The sequence below is a fragment of the Variovorax sp. RA8 genome (assembly GCF_901827175.1).
Lineage (GTDB): Bacteria > Pseudomonadota > Gammaproteobacteria > Burkholderiales > Burkholderiaceae_C > Variovorax.
In genome coordinates, this window is record NZ_LR594662.1 from 5,409,735 (window position 1) to 5,427,105 (window position 17,371).

The window sequence follows — 17,371 nt, forward strand, 5'->3', positions numbered from 1 at the left end:
GTATGGGCCCGATCCGGCGGTTCGGGCGCGCGACTGGAAACGACTGCTTGTTGTAGCGCGAACAGTCATGTTATTGCGACGGGTCCCGCTGCCGCTGAGCGCCCTGGACGGACATCGCCACTGCGGGCGTTGATCAAGTCGCTAAGTCGTCGCGCTCGCGTTGTCATAGATCCTCGGCACCCGTTGGACGTGGCACAGCAATTCGTACCCGATCGTTCCGACCGCGGATGCGACGTCATTGACCGGAATGTTCCTGCCCCAGAGCTCGACCTTGCTCCCCACTCCCTCGCTCGGAAAGTCCGTCAGATCGATGGTCAGCATGTCCATCGAGACCCGGCCGACGATCTGAGCCCGGTGTGTCCCGGCCATCACCGGCGTTCCCGGCGGCACCGTGCGTGGGTATCCATCTGCGTAGCCGATTGCCACCAGGCCAATTCTCCGCCGCGTGGCGGCGACGTAGTGCGCGCCGTAGCCGAGCGCATCACCCTCTTCAAGCTCGCGCACGGCGAAGACCTCGCTTTCCAACGTCATGACTGGCGAAAGTGCGCTCGGATTCCCTGGAAGCGGATCGGCGCCGTAGAGCAGGATCCCGGGTCGGGACCAGTCGCGACGGGCCGCAGGCCAGGCAAGAAGACCGGCAGAGTTGGCAAGACTTCGTTCGGCCGAGATCCCGGCAGTCGCGCTGTCGAAAGCTGCGATTTGTCTTGTCGTGGCTTGTGACTCAGGTTCGTCCGCCCTGGCAAAGTGCGTCATGAGCGTCATGCGCGACACCGCCTCGCAGCTTTGCAGGCGCTGTGCGAGCGCTTTGGCTTGTGTGAGCGGGAATCCAGCCCGACGCATGCCGCTGTCGAACTTGAGCCATGCATGGATGCCCTGGATCTGCGAAGGCGCTTGTTCCAGGGCACTCAGCTGCTCTTCTTGGTGAACCGCAACCCAGCAGTGGTGTGCATGCGCTTCGACGAGCTCTGCGCGCGTGAAGCAGCCTTCGAGGACCAGAATCGGGCCTCCGATGCCGGCGTGCCGCAGTTGAATCGCTTCGTCCAGAAATGCGACTGCAAACCCATCCGCCGCCGACTCGAGCGCTCGTGCGCACGCGACGGCACCGTGCCCATAGGCGTTCGCCTTGAGCACCGCGAGGGCTCGGCCACCATGAAGCTCCCGGGCCAAGCGGTAGTTCCTTCGCAGCGCCTGAACATCGATCAGCGCACGGCTTGGGCGGCTCATGACGGGACACCGGCAGGCTGTCGCGCGGGCAAGCGCGCGGCGCTTGCGTAGCGATCCATCGCCAGCCCGTGGGTGCTGATCTCGGGCCTACGCCCCATCACCAGGTCCGATACCAGCTTGCCACTGCCACAGGCCATGGTCCAACCCAAGGTGCCGTGTCCGGTGTTGAGGAAAAGGTTGGCCAGCGGCGTGGCGCCAATGATCGGCGTGCTGTCCGGCGTCATCGGGCGAAGGCCGGTCCAGAAGCTGGCTGCCGGAAGGTCGCCACCCGGAAACAGCTCGCCCACCACCTTCTCGAGCGTGGCGCGGCGGCGCGGGTTGAGTCGCAGATCGAAGCCACCCAGTTCGGCCATTCCGCCGACGCGGATGCGGTTGTCGAAGCGCGTCACCGCGATCTTGTATGTCTCGTCCAGTACGGTCGACTGCGGCGCCAGACTGGGGTCAAGCAGCGGCACCGTGAGTGAGTAGCCCTTGACTGGGTAAACCGGAATGTCCAGCTCCAGCTGTGCCAGTGCGGAACGCGAATAGCTTCCGAATGCGAGCACATAGCGGTCCGCGGTCATCACCTTGCCGTCCATACGAACGCCAACGATACGACCGCCCTTCTTCAGCAACTGCTCGACTATCGCGCCGAATCGGAAGTTGACGCCAAGACCCCGCGCAAGGTCTCCCAACCGGTTCGTGAACAGGTGGCAATCGCCCGTTTCGTCGTTGGGCAGATGCAGCCCACCAACCAAGCCCTTTCCGGTCTTGGCGAGGGCAGGCTCGACGCGAGCGAGGCCACCCCGGTCCAACAGCTCGTAAGGAACGCCGCATTCCTGAAGCACGGCGATGTCACGCTCGACGGCGTTGAGCTGCTGCTGCTTGCGAAAAAGTTGCAGCGTGCCGCCCGTGCGCTGCTCGTACTGGATGCCTGTCTCGGCCCGGAGCGCGCGCAGGCAGTCGCGGCTGTACTCGGCCACCCGCATCATCCGCTCCTTGTTCACTGCATAGCGATTGGGCGAGCAGTTGCGCAGCATCTGTGCCATCCAACGTAACTGGAAGAGCGTGCCGTCGGGGCGAATGGCAAGCGGCGCATGCTCAGGCTGCAGCATCCACTTCATCGCCTTCAGCGGAATGCCAGGAGCGGCCCAAGGCGTCGAGTAGCCGGGCGACACCTGCCCAGCGTTGCCAAAGCTGGTCTCCTGCCCCACGCCCTCCTGGCGGTCAAGCACGGTGACCTCGGCGCCTGAGCGTGCAAGGTAGTAGGCCGTGGTGGTGCCGATGACGCCGCCGCCGAGAACAAGAACTTTCATAGTAGAAATTGCAGGAGTTGTTGTTTCGAACGTTCGCCAAACTCGTTTGGGACTGGTCTAGAAGATTCCATTGTTCTTCGGTCGTAACCGGGGCGAGTGAGGCGCCATCTCACGCGATTCCTTGGGCGCCTGACAATTTCTTGTTCAGCACGATCACACCTACGTTCTAGCCCTTGGGCGGCTTAGCTGTCAGCGCCCGTGCGATGGGTGGCGCGCTGTCTCGCGCAGAGCGCTAAACCAACCGCGTCGACTCGCCTTACTTCGCCGTCGGCATCACGAACTCCGCACCCTTGCCGATGCTCTCGGGCCACCGCTGCATGATCGATTTCTGCTTGGTGTAGAAGCGCACGCCTTCCTCGCCGTAGGCGTGCATGTCGCCGAACAGTGAACGCTTCCAGCCACCGAAGCCGTGCCAGGCCATGGGCACCGGGATGGGCACGTTGATGCCAACCATGCCGACCTGGATGCGCCGCGAGAACTCACGCGCCACGTTGCCATCGCGGGTGAAGCAGGCCACGCCGTTGCCGAACTCGTGGGCGTTGACGAGGTCCACCGCCTCCTTGAGGTCGTGCACGCGCACGCACGAGAGCACCGGGCCGAAGATTTCCTCCTTGTAGATGCGCATCTCCGGCGTCACGTGGTCGAACAGCGTGCCGCCGAGCCAGAACCCGTCGTCGCAACCCTCGCCAGCCCGGTGGCTCTCGAACGCCCGGCCGTCGACCAGGAGATGCGCGCCATCCGTCACGCCTTGCTCGATGCAGCCCGTGATCCGCTGGTGCGCGGCGCGCGTGACGATGGGTCCCATCTCGGCGGCCAGGTTCTCGCCATCCAGCACCTTGAGCGTCCGGGTTCGCTCGACCAGCTTGGGCAACAGCCGGTCGGCCACGTCACCGACCAGGACGGCGACGCTGATGGCCATGCAGCGTTCGCCAGCGGAGCCGTAGCCGGCGCCGATCAACGCGTCGACGGCCTGGTCGATGTCCGCGTCCGGCATCACCACCATGTGGTTCTTCGCGCCGCCCAGGGCCTGCACGCGCTTGCCGTGGCGCGCGCCCGTCTCGTAGATGTAGTTGGCGATCGGTGTCGAGCCGACGAAGCTGATGGCCTTGACGTCGGGATGCACCAGCAGCGCGCCGACCGCTTCCTTGTCGCCCTGCACCACGTTGAACACGCCGTCCGGCAGGCCGGCCTGCTTGAGCAGTTCGGCCATGCGCAGCGCCGGGCTCGGGTCGGTCGGGCTGGGCTTGAGGATGAAGGTGTTGCCCGCGGCGATGGCCACCGGGAACATCCACATCGGCACCATCACCGGGAAGTTGAACGGCGTGATGCCGGCGACCACGCCGAGCGGCTGGCGCATCGTCCAGTTGTCGATGCCGGTGGAGACCTGGTCGGTGTAGTCGCCCTTGAGCAGTTGCGGGATGCCGCAGGCGAATTCGACGATGTCGATGCCGCGCGAGACTTCGCCCTGCGCGTCGGTGAAGACCTTGCCGTGCTCGGCCGTGATGAGGTGTGCCAGCTCGTCGCGGTGCCGGTTCAGGAGTTCGAGGAATTTGAAGAGCACCCGCGCGCGGCGGATCGGCGGCGTGTCCGCCCAGGCGGGAAAGGCTTTCTGTGCCGCGACGACGGCGGCATCGACCTGCTCGACGCCGGCCAGGCCGGCGCGGCCGGTGAGCGTTCCCGACGCCGGATTGAAGACGTCCTGGGTGCGTCCCGAGGTGTTGGCGACGACACTGCCCTGGATGAAATGATCGATGGCGACTGGCGTGTTTTTCATGATGACTCCGTGCCTCTGTCGAGGCGGGATGAAATGGATGGGAAGCTTGATCAGGGCTGCTCTGCGAGCGCATCCGCCAAAGCGTTGACCAGCGCATCGATCTGCGCCGGCTCGGAGACGAATGGCGGAGCGAGCTGGATCGTGTCCCCGCCGAAGCGCACGTAGAAGCCCTTCCGCCAGCAGCGCATGGCGATTTCATACGGCCGGCGCGCCGGTTCACCCGGATAGGGTGAGATGGTCAGGCCGGCGGCCAGGCCGATGTTGCGGATGTCGACGACGTGCTTCGAGCCCTTGAGGCTGTGGACGGCTCGCTCGAAGTGCGACGAAAGCGTGCGCACCCTCGCCAGCATGCCTTCCTGCTGGAGCACGTCGATCGTGGCCAGCGCCGCGGCGCATGCGAGGGGATGCGCGGAGTAGGTGTATCCGTGCGGAAGCTCCACGTTGTATTTCGCGCCGGCCGTCTCCATGAAGGTGTCGTAGATCTCGGAGTTGACCACCACACCACCCATGGGGACGACACCGTTGGTCACCTGCTTGGCGAAGTTGACTATGTCGGGTGTGACTCCGAAGGCCTCCGCGCCGGACCACGCCCCAACACGGCCGAAGCCCGTGATGACCTCGTCGAAGATGAGCAGGATGTTGTTCTGGGTGCAGATGTCCCGAAGGCGCTTCAGGTAGCCGACGGGCGGCACGACGACACCGGCGGAACCGGAGAAGGGCTCGACGATGACCGCGGCGATGTTCGACGCGTCGTGCAGCGCGATCAGGTCCAGCAAGCGGTTGGCCAGCGCTTCGCCGCCTTCCTGCGGCATTCCCTTGTGGAAGGAGCCCGCTGCGGGCTGGGTGTGCGGCAGGTGGTCGGCCTCCACGGCTTGGCCGAAGGTCTTCCGGTTGCCGCCGATGCCCCCGACGGAGATGCCTCCGAAGTTCACGCCGTGGTAGCCCTTCTCGCGACCGATCAGGCGCGTCTTGCTGGCCTGGCCCTTGGCCCGCCAGTAGGCGCGGGCCATCTTGAGCGAGGTGTCGGCAGCCTCGGAGCCGGAGCCGACGAAGAACACGTGGTCCAGGCCGGCAGGCATCTTCTCGACGATTCGTTCGGCCAGTTGGAAGGCGAGCGGCTGGCCGAAGTGGAATGGCGGCGCGTAGTCCAAGCGAGCGACCTGCTGGCTCACGGCGGCGACGATCTCCGGACGCCCGTGACCCAACCCGCACGTCCAGAGGCCGGAAAGGCCGTCGAAGATCCTGCGACCGTCGGCATCGGTGTAGTAGCAGCCCTGCGCCTCGACCAGCAGCCGCGGGTCTTTCTTGAATTCCCGGTTCGCGCTGAACGGCATCCAATGTGCATCGAGCTGCGCCTGGGTCAGGGGCTGGAATTTGTTCGGAATGTCGTTGAGCTTCATGGCAGGGCCGCAGTGGAGTTGAAACAGCCACGATGATCCTGAGCTACTTCGTTCCAGTAAACTGCCACGTGAGCCGCTTCACGTGCTAAGGATTGAAACTTTATATGGTCAAGAAGGCGCTCCTCGGCCAGGTCAGCGACTCCGAGATCCGGCTGCTCAGGATCTTCAAGGCCGTCGTGGACTGCGGCGGCCTGGCGGCGGCCGAACTCGAACTCAACATCGGTCGCTCGACCATCAGCCGCCACATCAAGGACCTGGAGGAGCGGCTGGCGCTCATCCTGTGTCGGCGCGGTCGCGCGGGGTTCGCCCTGACGCCGGATGGCAAGCGCGTCTACGCCGGGGCGGTGGAAGTGCTGGGCGCCATCGAGTCGTTCCGCACGGATGTGCAGGAGATGCACGCCGAACTCACCGGCACTCTGTCGATCGGCCTCTTCGACAAGACCGTCTCGAATCCGCAGGCCCGCATCGGCGAGGCGATCCGCGGCTTCAGGAGACAGGCGCCCGACGTGATGTTGGACGTGATGGTCGGAACGCTCGGCGACATCGAGACCGGCGTGATCGACGGCCGGCTCCACGCCGGCGTGATTCCGGCGCATCGCGAGTCCGAGAGCCTGAACTATCTCCCGCTGTTCGACGAGACCATGTACCTCTATTGCGGGCGGCAGCATCCCTTGTGGGATGTGCGGCACGAGGACCTCGACTGGAGCGAGCTCCAAGACTACGACTACGCCGGGCTTGGCTTCCATTCGCCGAACATGGAGGCATCCCACCGATTCGCGCTGCGGCGGAAGGCCACCGTCAGCGACCAGGAAGCCATCGCCACCCTGGTCCTGTCGGGGTGCTACCTGGGCTTCCTGCCCGACCACTACGCCCGGACCTTCGTCGCCGATGGATCGATCAAGCGCGTCGCACATCCCGAATGCACGTACACGGTCCGCTTCGTGGCGATCTCGCGGCGCTCGCAGTCCGAAGGGCGGCTGGCGTCGACCTTTCTCGAGGTGCTGGCCCGGTCCCACGCAGATCAGTTGCTGCGAGCGCGCGAGGCATGAGGGCTTCGAAGGTTCGCGACGGCTCAGCCGACATAGACCTTCGGGATCCGCTGCACTCGACAAAGCAATTCCTACGCGATGGTCTTCGAGGCGGTGGCGACCTGATTCACCGGTATCGACTTGCCCAGCAACTCGACGCGGCTTCCGATCCCCTCGGAAGGGAGGTGGACAGGTCCACCGACATCATGTTCATGGAGGCCCTTCCGACGATGCGCGAGCGATGCTGCCGACCGTGACCGGCGTGCTCGGCGATCCCGCGCAGGTAGCCGTCCGCATAGCCGACCGCCACCATTTCAATCCGGAAAGGCGCGTCGGTCACGAATCGACCGCCGTAGCCGACGAACTCGCCCGCGGGAAGATCGCGCACCGCCAACACCTCGCTCTCGAGCGACATCACCGAAACAGTCCGGCGTCGACGTCGTCGTTCAACGGCGTAGCGCCGTAGAGCAGATGCCTGGCCTTGCGCACGCGCGGCGTGCGTGGTGGTCAGATCGAAGTTCAGCCGGGTGCCTACGCTGTTATCGGCGCTTAGAGGCAGGCACGACGTAGGGCCTAGTGCCCCATGCGCTGCTCCATGCGCCTCACGAGCTCGAGCAGCCGGGGACCAAGATCCTGATCAAGCTGCTCCCGGGTCGTTGAATAGCTCGGCACAGTCAGATTGACTGCCAACCAGAGACCGCCGACCGGGTGGCGTAGCGGTACTGCGACGGCCGCGAGGGTGGACCGCCATTCCCCCGCCACCGTACAGAAGCCCTTGGTGACGATTTCCTCATAGGCTGCAGACAGGCCGGAACTGTAGTTGCGCCACTCCTCCGGCAAGGCCTGCGAAAGATGCTGCTCCAAGAGCCGCCGTTCCTCGATGGGGTGCGCATACAGCAGCGCCCGCCCCATAGCGGTGCGAAGCAGCGGGCGAGTCGATCCGATTCCGGGGTTCGTGGAGTTCGTTTCCTTCCATTGGGAAGTCTCCACGTAGACCACTTGCAAGCGATCGCGCGCACCCACGGAGATTGGTCCTCGGGCGTACTTTGCAAGTTCGAGCATGTCATCCGCCGCAGCTTGTCGAATGGTCAACTGGGACAGCAGCGGGTAGCCCAAGGACAGAACAGCAGGGCCTAGTAGGTACTTGCCCGTGAGCTTGTCCCTGCGCAAGTAGCCGAGGCCGATCAGCGTGAAAGCCAGCCTCGAGACCGTCGGTTTCGTCAGGCCCAGCCTCAGCGCGATGTCCCTGTTGCTCAGCCACGGCTCGCCGGCGCTGAAGCACCCAAGCACCGCCAAGCCGTTTGCGAGGGTCGAGGCAAAGGACGGATGCGACTCCAACGCGCCGCTGTCCAGCGCGCCGGGGTCAAGGTGGTTTTCGTTGGGCATCTCAGTTTCGGTTTCCAGAAAAGGATTGACAGGTGCGGATTGTGCGGCGACTATGCCGGACCGTTATTTTGATTGATGTTCCATTATGTTGACCGCAAAGCATCCCATTCGCCTGTTGGAAAACCCTGCAACGGGTGCGAAGCCACTCTTCTCGTTCGTCGTCGTAGCAGACACGCACGTAAATGAGGCCGACGGCGTGTCGAGTTCGCCTTGCGAGACCAATCGGCTGGCCAATGACCGCGCTCGCTTCGTCTTTCACGACATCTCCGCAATGGACCCTCCCCCAGCGTTCGTACTTCACCTCGGGGACATCGTGCATCCGGTGCCCTCGCTGCCCACTTTTGCGCAAGCCGTGGAGTGCTTCAAGGAAATCGCCTCCCCACTGCAAGTGCCCCTGCACGTGGCGCCGGGAAATCATGATGTCGGAGACAAGAAGATCGACTGGATGCCGGCGGACCAAGTCTGCGACGACTACCTCGCCACGTATCGCGAGGCGTTCGGGCCGGACTTCTACTGCTTCGACCACCAGGGTACGCGTTTCATCGCCATTAACTCACTGCTCGTCAATTCCGGCCTGGACGACGAAGCGCGGCAGCGCGAATGGGTGCAAGAGCAGATCGATTCGGCCGGCGGCCAGCGAGTCTTTCTCTTCATGCACTACCCGCCCTATGTCCTCGCCGAGGACGAGCGGGGCAGCTACGACAACATCGACGAGCCAGGCCGCACATGGCTGGTTGAGCAGATGAAGCACCCGAGCGTCGAGGCCGTGTTCGCTGGCCATGTGCACAACTTCTGGTACGACCGTGTTGGCACCGCCGATTACTACATGCTGCCGTCGACGGCGTTCCTGCGGCACGACCTTACGGAGTTCTACCGGGTGGGCCCCGCGGTGGAGTACGGGCGAGGGGATGCCGAGAAGTTTGGATATTTCGTCGTAGATGTCTACCCGCGCGGCCATGTCGCCCATTCGATCCGCACCCATGGCAGGCGCATGGGCTCGGCCGACTCCGCGCCGACGCCCGCGCCCAGCTTCTCATCGCATCCTGCCATGTCGAGCTTCGACGCGGTGGGCGCAGAACTAAGGCATCCCTGGACGGAGTGTCAGCAAATTGCGGCAACCGGCGGTGTTCAGGAGTTTGGGCGCAAATGGGCGCGCAATGACTACCCTTTCCTGGCGCTGTGGGAGATGGGCGCAAGGCTCTCCAAAGTCCCCGACTTGGACTTCCAGGATCTACAGGCGCGCTCGCGCATGCAACTGCTCGCGCGCATGGGCCATCGCTACGTACTGACGAGCCTCGGCCGACCGCCGGCTCTCAGCCGCGCCGATGCCGAGGAAGCGGGGGTCTGCGCGCTCGAGGTCAACGCCACTTGGCAGACCCTTGCGAAAAACCAGTTGGCGCTTGCCAGTAGCAGGCAAGAGAGCGGCGCACAACTGTTTTTCTCAAAGATCCATACGTTCGACGAGACTCACTTCGACGGTAAGCACTTCAACCACTTCGTCAAGGCAGGCTTCGTCCTCCGAGAGCTTCCCGACGAACTCGGACGTATCCGCGCCGCGCTTGCCGCATCAACGATCGACGGGATCACGGTGCGCGTGGAGGCCACCGAGGATTTGGTGGGCACCGGACTTGCCCTGATCACCCTGGCAGAGGAGCTACAGATGCCGATCCTCGTGTCCCTCAAAACCAGTGGCCCGAACCTGGCGACTGCCCGCGCCGATGATCACGATTTCGCGGCCAGAGTCGCCCAGGCAATGCTGCTTTCCAAGGGGTCGAGCCGGCTGCGCTTCGTGTTCGACACGTTCATGGATGTGGATCGCGGCTACTTCCCGCGTCAGGCGTTCATCGACCGCCGGTATGACCCGCGGCCGGGCGCGCAGGTCTATACCGCGCTGAACGCTACGCTTTCGCATCTGCGCTCAGTGGATCTGTCCGCGTGCAGCCACGGGCTTCTCGGCACCACGGGTGGCCAATACGTCTCGCTCTTGCACGCCCCCCGTAAGGCGCTCGAACCCCAGCTGCGTGAGCTGCCTCCATCCGCACGGGTGCACGACCTGCTCGGGGGTAGCCGCGCGTCGCGCGACGATGCCCTTGGCCTTCTGGCACAACTGCCACCGCAGTCCGAGGCGCTTCTTTTGACGATCCACTAACCCAAACCCCATGGAGAGCCCGATGCAATTCCGTCCTTTCGTATCCCAGATTGTCCTGGCAAGCATGACCGTTCTCGCCACAGCAGCTCACGCCGACTACCCAGACAAGCCAGTGAAGATGCTGGTGGGCTATGCGCCCGGTGGAGCCACGGACATCGTCGCGCGTGTGCTGGGAGCCAGCCTGTCCAAAGCATGGGGACAGTCGGTCATCGTTGAGAACAAGCCGGGTGCGAGCGGCATGCTAGCGGGCGAACAGACGGTACATGCGCCTGCCGACGGGTATACGCTGCTGCTCGGCTACACGCCAGAGGTATCCATCAACAAGTTGGTTTTCCGCTCCATGCGCTACGACCCGCTTACGGACCTCACGCCCGTCGCCCTCGTCGCCGTCGCGCCACTGGTCCTAGTCGCCGGCCCCAAGAATCCCATCAGCGACTTCAAAACACTGATGACCTCCAAGGGCCGGGCCACGCCTCTGAGCTACGGATCGCCGGGCGTCGGCGGCCAGCAGCACATGGCAGGCGAGATGCTGGGAAAGGCGACGGGCCTGCCCGTGCTCCACGTTCCGTACCGCGGCACCTCGCTCGCGGTGACCGACTTGGTGGGCGGTCAGATCGACCTCTTCTTCGCCACTACGCCACCGCTGTTGCAGCAGATCAAGTCCGGGAGGCTCAAACCCATTCTGGTGGCGGGCGAGAAGCGCGAGCGGCTCTTGCCCGATACACCTACAGCCGTCGAGCTGGGACTGCCGGAACTGCAGCTTATCAATTGGTTTGGCGTATTCGGCCCGAAAGGGATGTCAGCCGCCTTGCAGGACAAGGTCGCCAAAGACGTCCTAACGGCCCTTAGCGACGACAAGCTTATCAAGCACCTCGAGGACCAGGGGCTGACAGCGCGTCCGATGCAAGGGAAGCAGTTTCGTACGTTCATCACCGAGGAGATGACGAAGTACAAGGGGATCGTGGAGCGGACCGGGATCACCGCGGACCAGTAGCCCGGGCTGAGATACATCATCACCCGCATGCGAAACACCGTTGCCGCGAACACGCGATTCTCATCCGGGACCGGTTCGATGGTGGATGAAAGCGTTGCATGGGTGACTGCTTGGTGCCCAAAGTGCGATCGACGCATGGAGCGAACCCCAAGATCACGCCCCCCGCCTGAGTTGCCATCGTGTCGGATCTGCAAACAATCATCTGTGTCATCTTGACGATGAGGGACGCCGCAGCCGGGGGAACCGTCACTGAGACGGAATGAGTGGGAACAATCTCAATCCCGGGCAATCGACGCCTACAGAACCGCACGCTGAACATTTGCTCGAACCCTCGTGATCGACAAGACACGTGCGACAGCCCCTCACGCTCCGAAATTCGGCATGACCAACACGCGCGAGCCATGAACCACGATCATTCCGACAATCAACTGCATGCCCAGCATGCGCGGGAACCTGCTGCATGGCGAACGACGGGCGAAGAGCCGGACTACCGGTTCACCCTCGCCAACGAACGCACCTTCCTCGCGAGGATCCGGACGACGCTTGCAGTCCTGGCGGCTGGCGTTCTGCTGGACCAGTTCTCCACGAAGCTGCACCCTCACCTGGTGGTCGCGCTCGTGGCCGGTGCGCTCTGCGTGCTCGCGGCCATGCTGAGCACGATGGCCTATCAGCGCTGGCGACACAACGAGATCTCGATGCGCCACAAGTCGCCGTTGCCGCACTCGAGCATCCTTGCTTGGCTGACCGGGACGATCCTCGCCACATGCACCGCGCTCGCGGCGCTTATCACGGCCTCGACCATCGGGTTCTGATCGTGAGAGCCCCTCCACCCAGGGATCCCGGCCTGCAGCCGGAACGCACGACACTGTCCTGGACGGGCACTGCTTCGGGTTTGTTGCTCAACGGGGTGCTCAACCTCCGCGCGGGCTATGTGAGTGAGTCGGCGCCTATCGTGAGTCTGTCATGTCATGCATGCTGCTGATCGCGGCGGCCGCGACCTTCGGACTCGGTCGGCGCCGGCGACTTCTGTTGATTGCGGGACAGTCCGCCGCACCCCGTAAGTGCGACCGCGGCGAAGGCGGTAATGGGGGCGTGCCTGTTGGCCACGTTAACGGGCCTTTGGTCAGTCGCCGTTAGCCACGCTTTCCGAGGATGACCCCGCATCCCTGCGGGCGCCCGGCGCGCGGGGGTGTCCCCGACTAGCAGGTGCATTGGCAAACGTCACTCAAGGTGCTCTCCACTGGCATGCTGACCATGAACGGGCGCGCCGAGATGAGCGGCCCGCTGTGGATCGCTGAAGTTCTCGTTTCTCTGGCACTCCTCCGTGATTCGACCGCCGCGGTTGAATGACTGCTACGTGCTTTAGGATCCGACATTCGAAAGAGGTCGCGCGAAGGACTGCTGCTGGCCGAGGTCGTGTGCAAACGGCTCTTGACTCGCGAGTATGCCGGCCATGCGGCGCTGTGGTCGTCATCGGCGCCACGGAGTCATCGAGTGGTCCCGTCGCACAGACAGCGGTTTGCCTCGGGGCAGAGTCGCTGCGCAAACTGCGAAGGGCACTTGAAGAGGCTCACGCCCCCACCAGCCTGACCGCCTTCATCGTTCTGGCAATACCCAGGATCGCGATCACCCGCTTCAGGTTGTATGCCAGCACGTGCAGACTCATCTCAGTGTTCACGTGCTCCAGCTTCTTCGTCAGGAAGTGCGTCCAGCCCATCCAGTGCTTGAGTGTTCCGAACACGTGCTCCACGGTGCACCTTCTCAGCGTCATCGCGACAGGCTTGCGGTCCAGGCGTTGCTGGACGCGCTCAAGCACCTCTTCGTGCTCCCAGCGACGGATGCGGCGATAGTCGCCGGTCGTACACTGCTTTTTCAATGGGCATGAGGGACAGGCACTGGTCCAATAGAGACGCGCTTGGAGGCCATTTCGCTCGAGCGTGCTGAACCTGTAGATGGCCCGTTCGCCCGCAGGGCACTGATACTCGTCGGCCTTCGCGATGTAGATGAAGTCGCTCTTGTCGAAGCGGCCTTCGGCCTTGGCGCCCGAGGTCATCGGCTTTGGCACGTAGGTCGTGATGCCTGCGTCCTCGCAGGCCTTGAGCTCCGTGCCGTTGAAGTAGCCGCGGTCGGCAAGGGCCTGTAGCCTGGTCTTGCCCATCGCCTCGCGTGCAGCCTTGGCCATGTTGCTGAGCTGCGCGCGGTCGTTGCCCTCGTTGGTGACCTCGTGCGCCACTATCAGGTGGTGCCTGGCGTCGACCGCCGCCTGAACGTTGTAGCCCACCAGGCCGGAGCCCTTGGCTTGCGAGTTCATCGAACGCGCATCAGGATCGGTGAGCGAGCGTTGCCCATCAGGCTCCTTCTTCAATTCTTCCTTGGTGCGATCGAGCTGCTTCATCTGCTCGCGCAGCTTCTTGATCTTCTCCGTCAACCGCTCGGTCTTGGCCTCTACCTCCGCCGGCTGCGTGCGGTCGGCTGTCTCCAGTGCATCGAGGTAGCGCTGGATGCTCTGCTCGATCTGCCGCTGACGCGCGTCGATCTTGCCCGCGGTGAAGTTGCGATCGCGGCTGTTGACCGCTTTGAACTTGCTGCCGTCGATGGCCACGATGGCATGAGAGAACAACTTGAGGTCGCGGCACAGACCGACGAAGCGGCGGCAAACGTTGCGAATACCGGTTCCGTTATCGTGGCGGAAGTCGGCGATGGTCTTGAAGTCCGGGGCGAGCCGGCCGGTGAGCCACATCAGCTCGACGTTGCGCTGCGCCTCGCGCTCCAGGCGCCGGCTCGATTGGATACGGTTCAGGTAGCCGTAGATGTAGAGCTTCAGCAGGACCGAGGGGTGGTACGAAGGTCGGCCGGTGGCTGCCGGATCGACGCCTTCAAAACCCAGTGCATGCAGATCCAGTTCCTCGACGAAGGCATCGACAACCCGCACCGGGTTGTCTTCGCCTATATAGTCGTCAAGGCACTCTGGCAGCAGAGTGACCTGCTGTCGATCCTCGCCTTCGATGAATCGCTTCATGTGGCTGCCCTTCAGTAGCGTTGCCACAATCTAGGCGAGCACCGTCACCTATTCAACCCGTTTTCACACAGGCTCGGCCGTCACTTGCCGTCTGCCCTAATGGCCGCGACCTTGTACACCGCGTCATTCTTGTCGTAGGTCGTCCAAGTTCAGCGTTGCGCTCCACGCTCAAAGGAGCTCTGCCAGCTTCAAACGACACAGCGCCGAAGAACTCGGAAGTCGAACGGTCAAGGTCGGTCTTTGCAAACACGCAACGCGCCTTGACGGAAGCTCGAGATAACGGTCGACAACTTTGGACATGACCACCGAGGCCACGAACTCGGAAGGCCAGACCGGCTCCTGCCGCGCCTGCGTCAAGCCCTGCGAGCATCCATGAACGTCAAAATGTAATACAAATTGACTAGTTCAATATCGCGGCCGTTAAATGGCCAAGGCCACCCACCTCGCCCTGGCCTGAAACCACCAATGAGACCCGCATGAACTTCGTCGACTGGTGTGTGAACCTCCAAGCCAGACTGGCAACTTTGGCGCGTAGCAATCAGACTTTCAAAGTTCCAATCTGAGCGGGTGCCTGCTCAAAGGAGAGATGACATGCCCAAAGTAGTAATCACAGCGCAGATTGAAGACCCGGACAAGTGGGAGAAGGGCTTCCGGACCCACGGTCCGCTTTTCAGGAGCCAAACCGTAACCAAGCCAATTAGTTTCGCGACCATCGCAGGCAATCAAGTCGCGGTGTGCGCCGAGCCCGATGACTTGGACGCGTTCATGAAGGGCATGGATTCCCCCGCGACGGCGGAAGCCATGGCCTTCGATGGCGTAAAGAGAGAGACCGTCAAAATATTCGTCCTGGACAAGGAATTCAAGGTCTAGTGAGCGTCTCGCGCGAGATATTGAACACGCGCTCGCCGTTGGGCATCGCCATCGTGCCGGGACGCTCCGCGCGGGCGGTTGTGCAAAGCGGCACCTGCGCCTCAGGTTGCGGACTGGATGCCGTGCGCGTAGCAGCCGCTTGCCATCCTCAAGTTTGAGGAGCCGTCTCGCGTGGGGCGCGCCTCGCAGTGCGCGTCGCATGAGATTGCGGCATGCGCTCCGATGTTGTCCTGCCGCGTTCAGGCATCGTCCTTCTCCGGCTCCTGACACGCCAAAGTCCATCCTCCTTGCCGTGGCTGTACTGACCTTCGGAAACCGCCTAGCGGAAGTTGATGGCTCCCGACTCGTAGGGAATCCCGGCGATGGTGAGGTCGGCTTCGATGCTCATGCCTTGGCGTTGACAGGGCGGTTTGGCGGGCGGTCTGGAAGGTCCGGTGTTGGCCGACTGTTGCCCGCCGTGTGGTTGGCGCACTGCTTCGGGAGTGGCCAGGATTGTGCTTCGTCGGAGCTGCTCGCCACCGTCACGGCCCTAGAAGCGCTAGTCCCGACCTAGCGGCACCGCCATAGTTGCCTTCAGATGCCAGGTGGCCGTTGCAGGAACTATTTCCTCGTCAGCAGCAGTTGACCCACTTTTTGCAGTCTTTCCTTGAGGCCGCCTGCGATCACGCGGAGGACACCAGGCAACTCGATTTCCATCACTACGGCGGCGTCGAGCACGTCGATGACACCGGAGACCGTCTGACCCAGCGCCGCGACGCTGAAAATGAGCCGGTCACCATCCCAGCGCTCGCTGCGGGCCCCGCTGCTGCCCGGCAACGGGTTGATGATCTTAGCGAAACCGGCCTCGATGCGGCGTCGGGCCTCTGCGCGACCGAGCTCATGTGGAACGCTAATGATGATGGGCGACGCCATGGGAACTAGCGTGCCGCGAATCGTCGCGCTGGGCAAGGGCTTGCAGCAGGCGATTGGCCGGCGGGCCGCCGAATGCGACTTGATTGCTGGCTAGGACGTCCACCCGTCCCCGCTCCCCGGCGTTGCGCAGGCGGGCACTAAATACCGGGCGCTAGAAGCCGCTGCCCTTGGTTTCCGCCTTCTGCGACGCGCCGCTGATGATGTGGCGGGCAGCCGTCCCTAGGTTAGGCCAGCTGTAGTCCGTTCGAGCATCGGGTCAGGGCGGCCCGTCCGTAGCACGATTCCACAACCGGACAGCCCGCCGTTGGCAAACGCGAGCTCGATCCGAGGAAGCGCTCTGTAGGTCGTGGCGCCTCCGGAGTGGCACCCCTTAAGACCAAAAAGAATGTCAGTGAATCCCTAAATAACGGGCAATGATATAATGGGGTTGTTGCAGTCACGGCGCTTGATCGTCAGTTGCCGCAGCGCCTGCTCAGGGGCGGGAATCCGCCCCATGCAGGTCCGCGTTTTGCGACCTTTGTCGCCCTGTTGGTCTGTAGAGCTGCAGCCAACTGAGTTCCTAGATGGCTCGCGCAGGTTGATTCAAGCCTGCGATCCTGAATGAATTAGATTCCAAAAACCGCCATTGCCATGGGCAAGTACGTCGTTTCGCCCGCGACACAGCAGACCGATTGTGGCCGCTTTCGCGCCTCCTTCTCGCTCCATCGTTCTCAGGGTAACGGCAGCTACTGTCGAGTATTCCGTTTTGACAAACCCTTTGCCTCGCGCGAAGCCGCCCGGCTTTTCGCAGTCACACAGGGTTGGCTTCAAACGTGCATGCCCCACCCTCCTACGTGCTGATGATCTGCTGCCGCAGATCCCATTTTCCCTTGCCAGTTGCTGCGGACTCCCGCTCCGCACAGCCGACTCCCAACGGCGCGACACCCGTTGCGCACTTCTTTCAGAAAGGCTCTTTCCATGAGCACCAAAATCTACGTGGGCAACCTGCCCTACTCCGTGACCGATTCCAGCCTTGAAAGCAACTTTGCCGAGTTTGGCAATGTCTCTTCGGCCAAGGTCATGATGGACCGTGAAACCGGCCGCTCCAAGGGCTTCGGCTTTGTGGAAATGGCTTCTGCCGAAGTCGCCCAAGCCGCGATCAACGGTCTGAACGGCATGACCGTCGATGGACGCTCGATTGTCGTGAACCTCGCCCGCCCCCGCGAAGAGCGTGGCGGCGCAGGTGGCTACAGCGCGGCTGGTTACAGTACAGCAAGGCGCTCGGACATTGGCTATGGCACGGGTGGTTACGGCGGTGGTCGCTACTGAGGCCAGTAACAT

Annotated in this window: 15 protein-coding genes and 1 pseudogene; 8 read left to right on the forward strand and 8 right to left on the reverse strand. The window is 63.2% G+C overall.

The window, feature by feature from the left end; genetic code table 11:
- Positions 1–141: 141 nt before the first annotated feature.
- The 4 genes and pseudogenes from alr to E5P3_RS25800 form a co-directional block, all read right to left on the reverse strand.
- Positions 142–1,224 (reverse strand): alanine racemase, encoded by a 1,083-nt coding sequence (alr, locus tag E5P3_RS25785; RefSeq protein WP_162588562.1) that lies wholly within the window; start codon positions 1,222–1,224, stop codon positions 142–144.
- Positions 1,221–2,531 (reverse strand): annotated as a pseudogene (locus E5P3_RS25790) (D-amino acid dehydrogenase); the annotation flags it as partial. The gene alr and the pseudogene E5P3_RS25790, both read right to left, overlap by 4 nt.
- Positions 2,532–2,775: 244 nt before the next feature.
- Positions 2,776–4,293: a CoA-acylating methylmalonate-semialdehyde dehydrogenase gene (locus E5P3_RS25795; protein WP_162588564.1), complete on the reverse strand. Its 1,518-nt coding sequence runs from the start codon at positions 4,291–4,293 to the stop codon at positions 2,776–2,778.
- A 50-nt stretch (positions 4,294–4,343) separates the two neighbouring features.
- On the reverse strand, positions 4,344–5,693 hold the full coding sequence (locus E5P3_RS25800) for an aspartate aminotransferase family protein (protein ID WP_162588565.1): 1,350 nt from the start codon (positions 5,691–5,693) through the stop codon (positions 4,344–4,346).
- Positions 5,694–5,797: 104 nt separating this feature from the next.
- Here E5P3_RS25800 and E5P3_RS25805 point away from each other — a divergent pair, with 104 nt between their 5' ends.
- Positions 5,798–6,742, forward strand: a complete 945-nt coding sequence (locus E5P3_RS25805) for a LysR family transcriptional regulator (RefSeq protein WP_162588566.1) — start codon at positions 5,798–5,800, stop codon at positions 6,740–6,742.
- 106 nt (positions 6,743–6,848) lie between these two features.
- Here E5P3_RS25805 and E5P3_RS25810 read toward each other — a convergent pair whose 3' ends face one another.
- Positions 6,849–7,136, reverse strand: coding sequence for an alanine racemase C-terminal domain-containing protein (locus E5P3_RS25810; protein WP_162588567.1), 288 nt, complete (start codon positions 7,134–7,136; stop codon positions 6,849–6,851).
- A gap of 158 nt (positions 7,137–7,294) precedes the next feature.
- A complete protein-coding gene (locus E5P3_RS25815) occupies positions 7,295–8,107 on the reverse strand; it encodes an IclR family transcriptional regulator (RefSeq protein ID WP_162588568.1) in 813 nt (270 codons plus the stop codon).
- An 85-nt stretch (positions 8,108–8,192) separates the two neighbouring features.
- Here E5P3_RS25815 and E5P3_RS25820 point away from each other — a divergent pair, with 85 nt between their 5' ends.
- From E5P3_RS25820 to E5P3_RS25835, 4 genes are all read left to right on the forward strand, one after another.
- Positions 8,193–10,256, forward strand: a complete 2,064-nt coding sequence (locus E5P3_RS25820; RefSeq protein ID WP_162588569.1) for a metallophosphoesterase — start codon at positions 8,193–8,195, stop codon at positions 10,254–10,256.
- A gap of 22 nt (positions 10,257–10,278) precedes the next feature.
- Positions 10,279–11,250, forward strand: a complete 972-nt coding sequence (locus tag E5P3_RS25825; protein ID WP_232073311.1) for a Bug family tripartite tricarboxylate transporter substrate binding protein — start codon at positions 10,279–10,281, stop codon at positions 11,248–11,250.
- A 401-nt stretch (positions 11,251–11,651) separates the two neighbouring features.
- Positions 11,652–12,062 (forward strand): YidH family protein, encoded by a 411-nt coding sequence (locus E5P3_RS25830; RefSeq protein WP_162588570.1) that lies wholly within the window; start codon positions 11,652–11,654, stop codon positions 12,060–12,062.
- The gene (locus E5P3_RS25835; protein ID WP_162588571.1) at positions 12,014–12,232 is read left to right on the forward strand and encodes a DUF202 domain-containing protein; all 219 of its coding nucleotides are present in this window, start codon (positions 12,014–12,016) and stop codon (positions 12,230–12,232) included. Before E5P3_RS25830 ends, E5P3_RS25835 begins: the two co-directional genes overlap by 49 nt.
- A gap of 588 nt (positions 12,233–12,820) precedes the next feature.
- On the opposite strand, the gene E5P3_RS25840 is transcribed toward E5P3_RS25835, so the two are convergent.
- Complete coding sequence (locus E5P3_RS25840) at positions 12,821–14,269, reverse strand: IS1182 family transposase (RefSeq protein ID WP_162588572.1); 1,449 nt, start codon at positions 14,267–14,269, stop codon at positions 12,821–12,823.
- Between the two features lie 591 nt (positions 14,270–14,860).
- Here E5P3_RS25840 and E5P3_RS25845 point away from each other — a divergent pair.
- Positions 14,861–15,139, forward strand: coding sequence for a hypothetical protein (locus E5P3_RS25845; protein WP_162588573.1), 279 nt, complete (start codon positions 14,861–14,863; stop codon positions 15,137–15,139).
- 600 nt (positions 15,140–15,739) lie between these two features.
- Here the strand turns inward: E5P3_RS25845 and E5P3_RS25850 are convergent.
- Positions 15,740–16,051, reverse strand: a complete 312-nt coding sequence (locus E5P3_RS25850) for a polyhydroxyalkanoic acid system family protein (protein ID WP_162588574.1) — start codon at positions 16,049–16,051, stop codon at positions 15,740–15,742.
- Positions 16,052–16,681: 630 nt separating this feature from the next.
- On the opposite strand from E5P3_RS25850, the gene E5P3_RS36510 reads away from it, so the two are divergent.
- Both E5P3_RS36510 and E5P3_RS25855 read left to right on the forward strand, forming a co-directional pair.
- On the forward strand, positions 16,682–16,891 hold the full coding sequence (locus E5P3_RS36510) for a hypothetical protein (protein ID WP_162588575.1): 210 nt from the start codon (positions 16,682–16,684) through the stop codon (positions 16,889–16,891).
- 117 nt (positions 16,892–17,008) lie between these two features.
- A complete protein-coding gene (locus E5P3_RS25855; RefSeq protein ID WP_162588576.1) occupies positions 17,009–17,359 on the forward strand; it encodes an RNA recognition motif domain-containing protein in 351 nt (116 codons plus the stop codon).
- Positions 17,360–17,371 lie beyond the last annotated feature (12 nt).

Excerpts from the sequence above, each read along its gene's own strand:
- alr (WP_162588562.1), bottom strand. The coding sequence starts at position 1,224 with ATGAGCCGCCCAAGCCGTGCGCTGATCGATGTTCAGGCGCTGCGAAGG.
- E5P3_RS25795 (WP_162588564.1), bottom strand. The coding sequence starts at position 4,293 with ATGAAAAACACGCCAGTCGCCATCGATCATTTCATCCAGGGCAGTGTC.
- E5P3_RS25800 (WP_162588565.1), bottom strand. The coding sequence starts at position 5,693 with ATGAAGCTCAACGACATTCCGAACAAATTCCAGCCCCTGACCCAGGCG.
- E5P3_RS25805 (WP_162588566.1), top strand. The coding sequence starts at position 5,798 with ATGGTCAAGAAGGCGCTCCTCGGCCAGGTCAGCGACTCCGAGATCCGG.
- E5P3_RS25810 (WP_162588567.1), bottom strand. The coding sequence starts at position 7,136 with ATGTCGCTCGAGAGCGAGGTGTTGGCGGTGCGCGATCTTCCCGCGGGC.
- E5P3_RS25815 (WP_162588568.1), bottom strand. The coding sequence starts at position 8,107 with ATGCCCAACGAAAACCACCTTGACCCCGGCGCGCTGGACAGCGGCGCG.
- E5P3_RS25820 (WP_162588569.1), top strand. The coding sequence starts at position 8,193 with ATGTTGACCGCAAAGCATCCCATTCGCCTGTTGGAAAACCCTGCAACG.
- E5P3_RS25825 (WP_232073311.1), top strand. The coding sequence starts at position 10,279 with ATGCAATTCCGTCCTTTCGTATCCCAGATTGTCCTGGCAAGCATGACC.
- E5P3_RS25830 (WP_162588570.1), top strand. The coding sequence starts at position 11,652 with ATGAACCACGATCATTCCGACAATCAACTGCATGCCCAGCATGCGCGG.
- E5P3_RS25835 (WP_162588571.1), top strand. The coding sequence starts at position 12,014 with ATGCACCGCGCTCGCGGCGCTTATCACGGCCTCGACCATCGGGTTCTG.
- E5P3_RS25840 (WP_162588572.1), bottom strand. The coding sequence starts at position 14,269 with ATGAAGCGATTCATCGAAGGCGAGGATCGACAGCAGGTCACTCTGCTG.
- E5P3_RS25845 (WP_162588573.1), top strand. The coding sequence starts at position 14,861 with ATGCCCAAAGTAGTAATCACAGCGCAGATTGAAGACCCGGACAAGTGG.
- E5P3_RS25850 (WP_162588574.1), bottom strand. The coding sequence starts at position 16,051 with ATGGCGTCGCCCATCATCATTAGCGTTCCACATGAGCTCGGTCGCGCA.
- E5P3_RS36510 (WP_162588575.1), top strand. The coding sequence starts at position 16,682 with ATGGGCAAGTACGTCGTTTCGCCCGCGACACAGCAGACCGATTGTGGC.
- E5P3_RS25855 (WP_162588576.1), top strand. The coding sequence starts at position 17,009 with ATGAGCACCAAAATCTACGTGGGCAACCTGCCCTACTCCGTGACCGAT.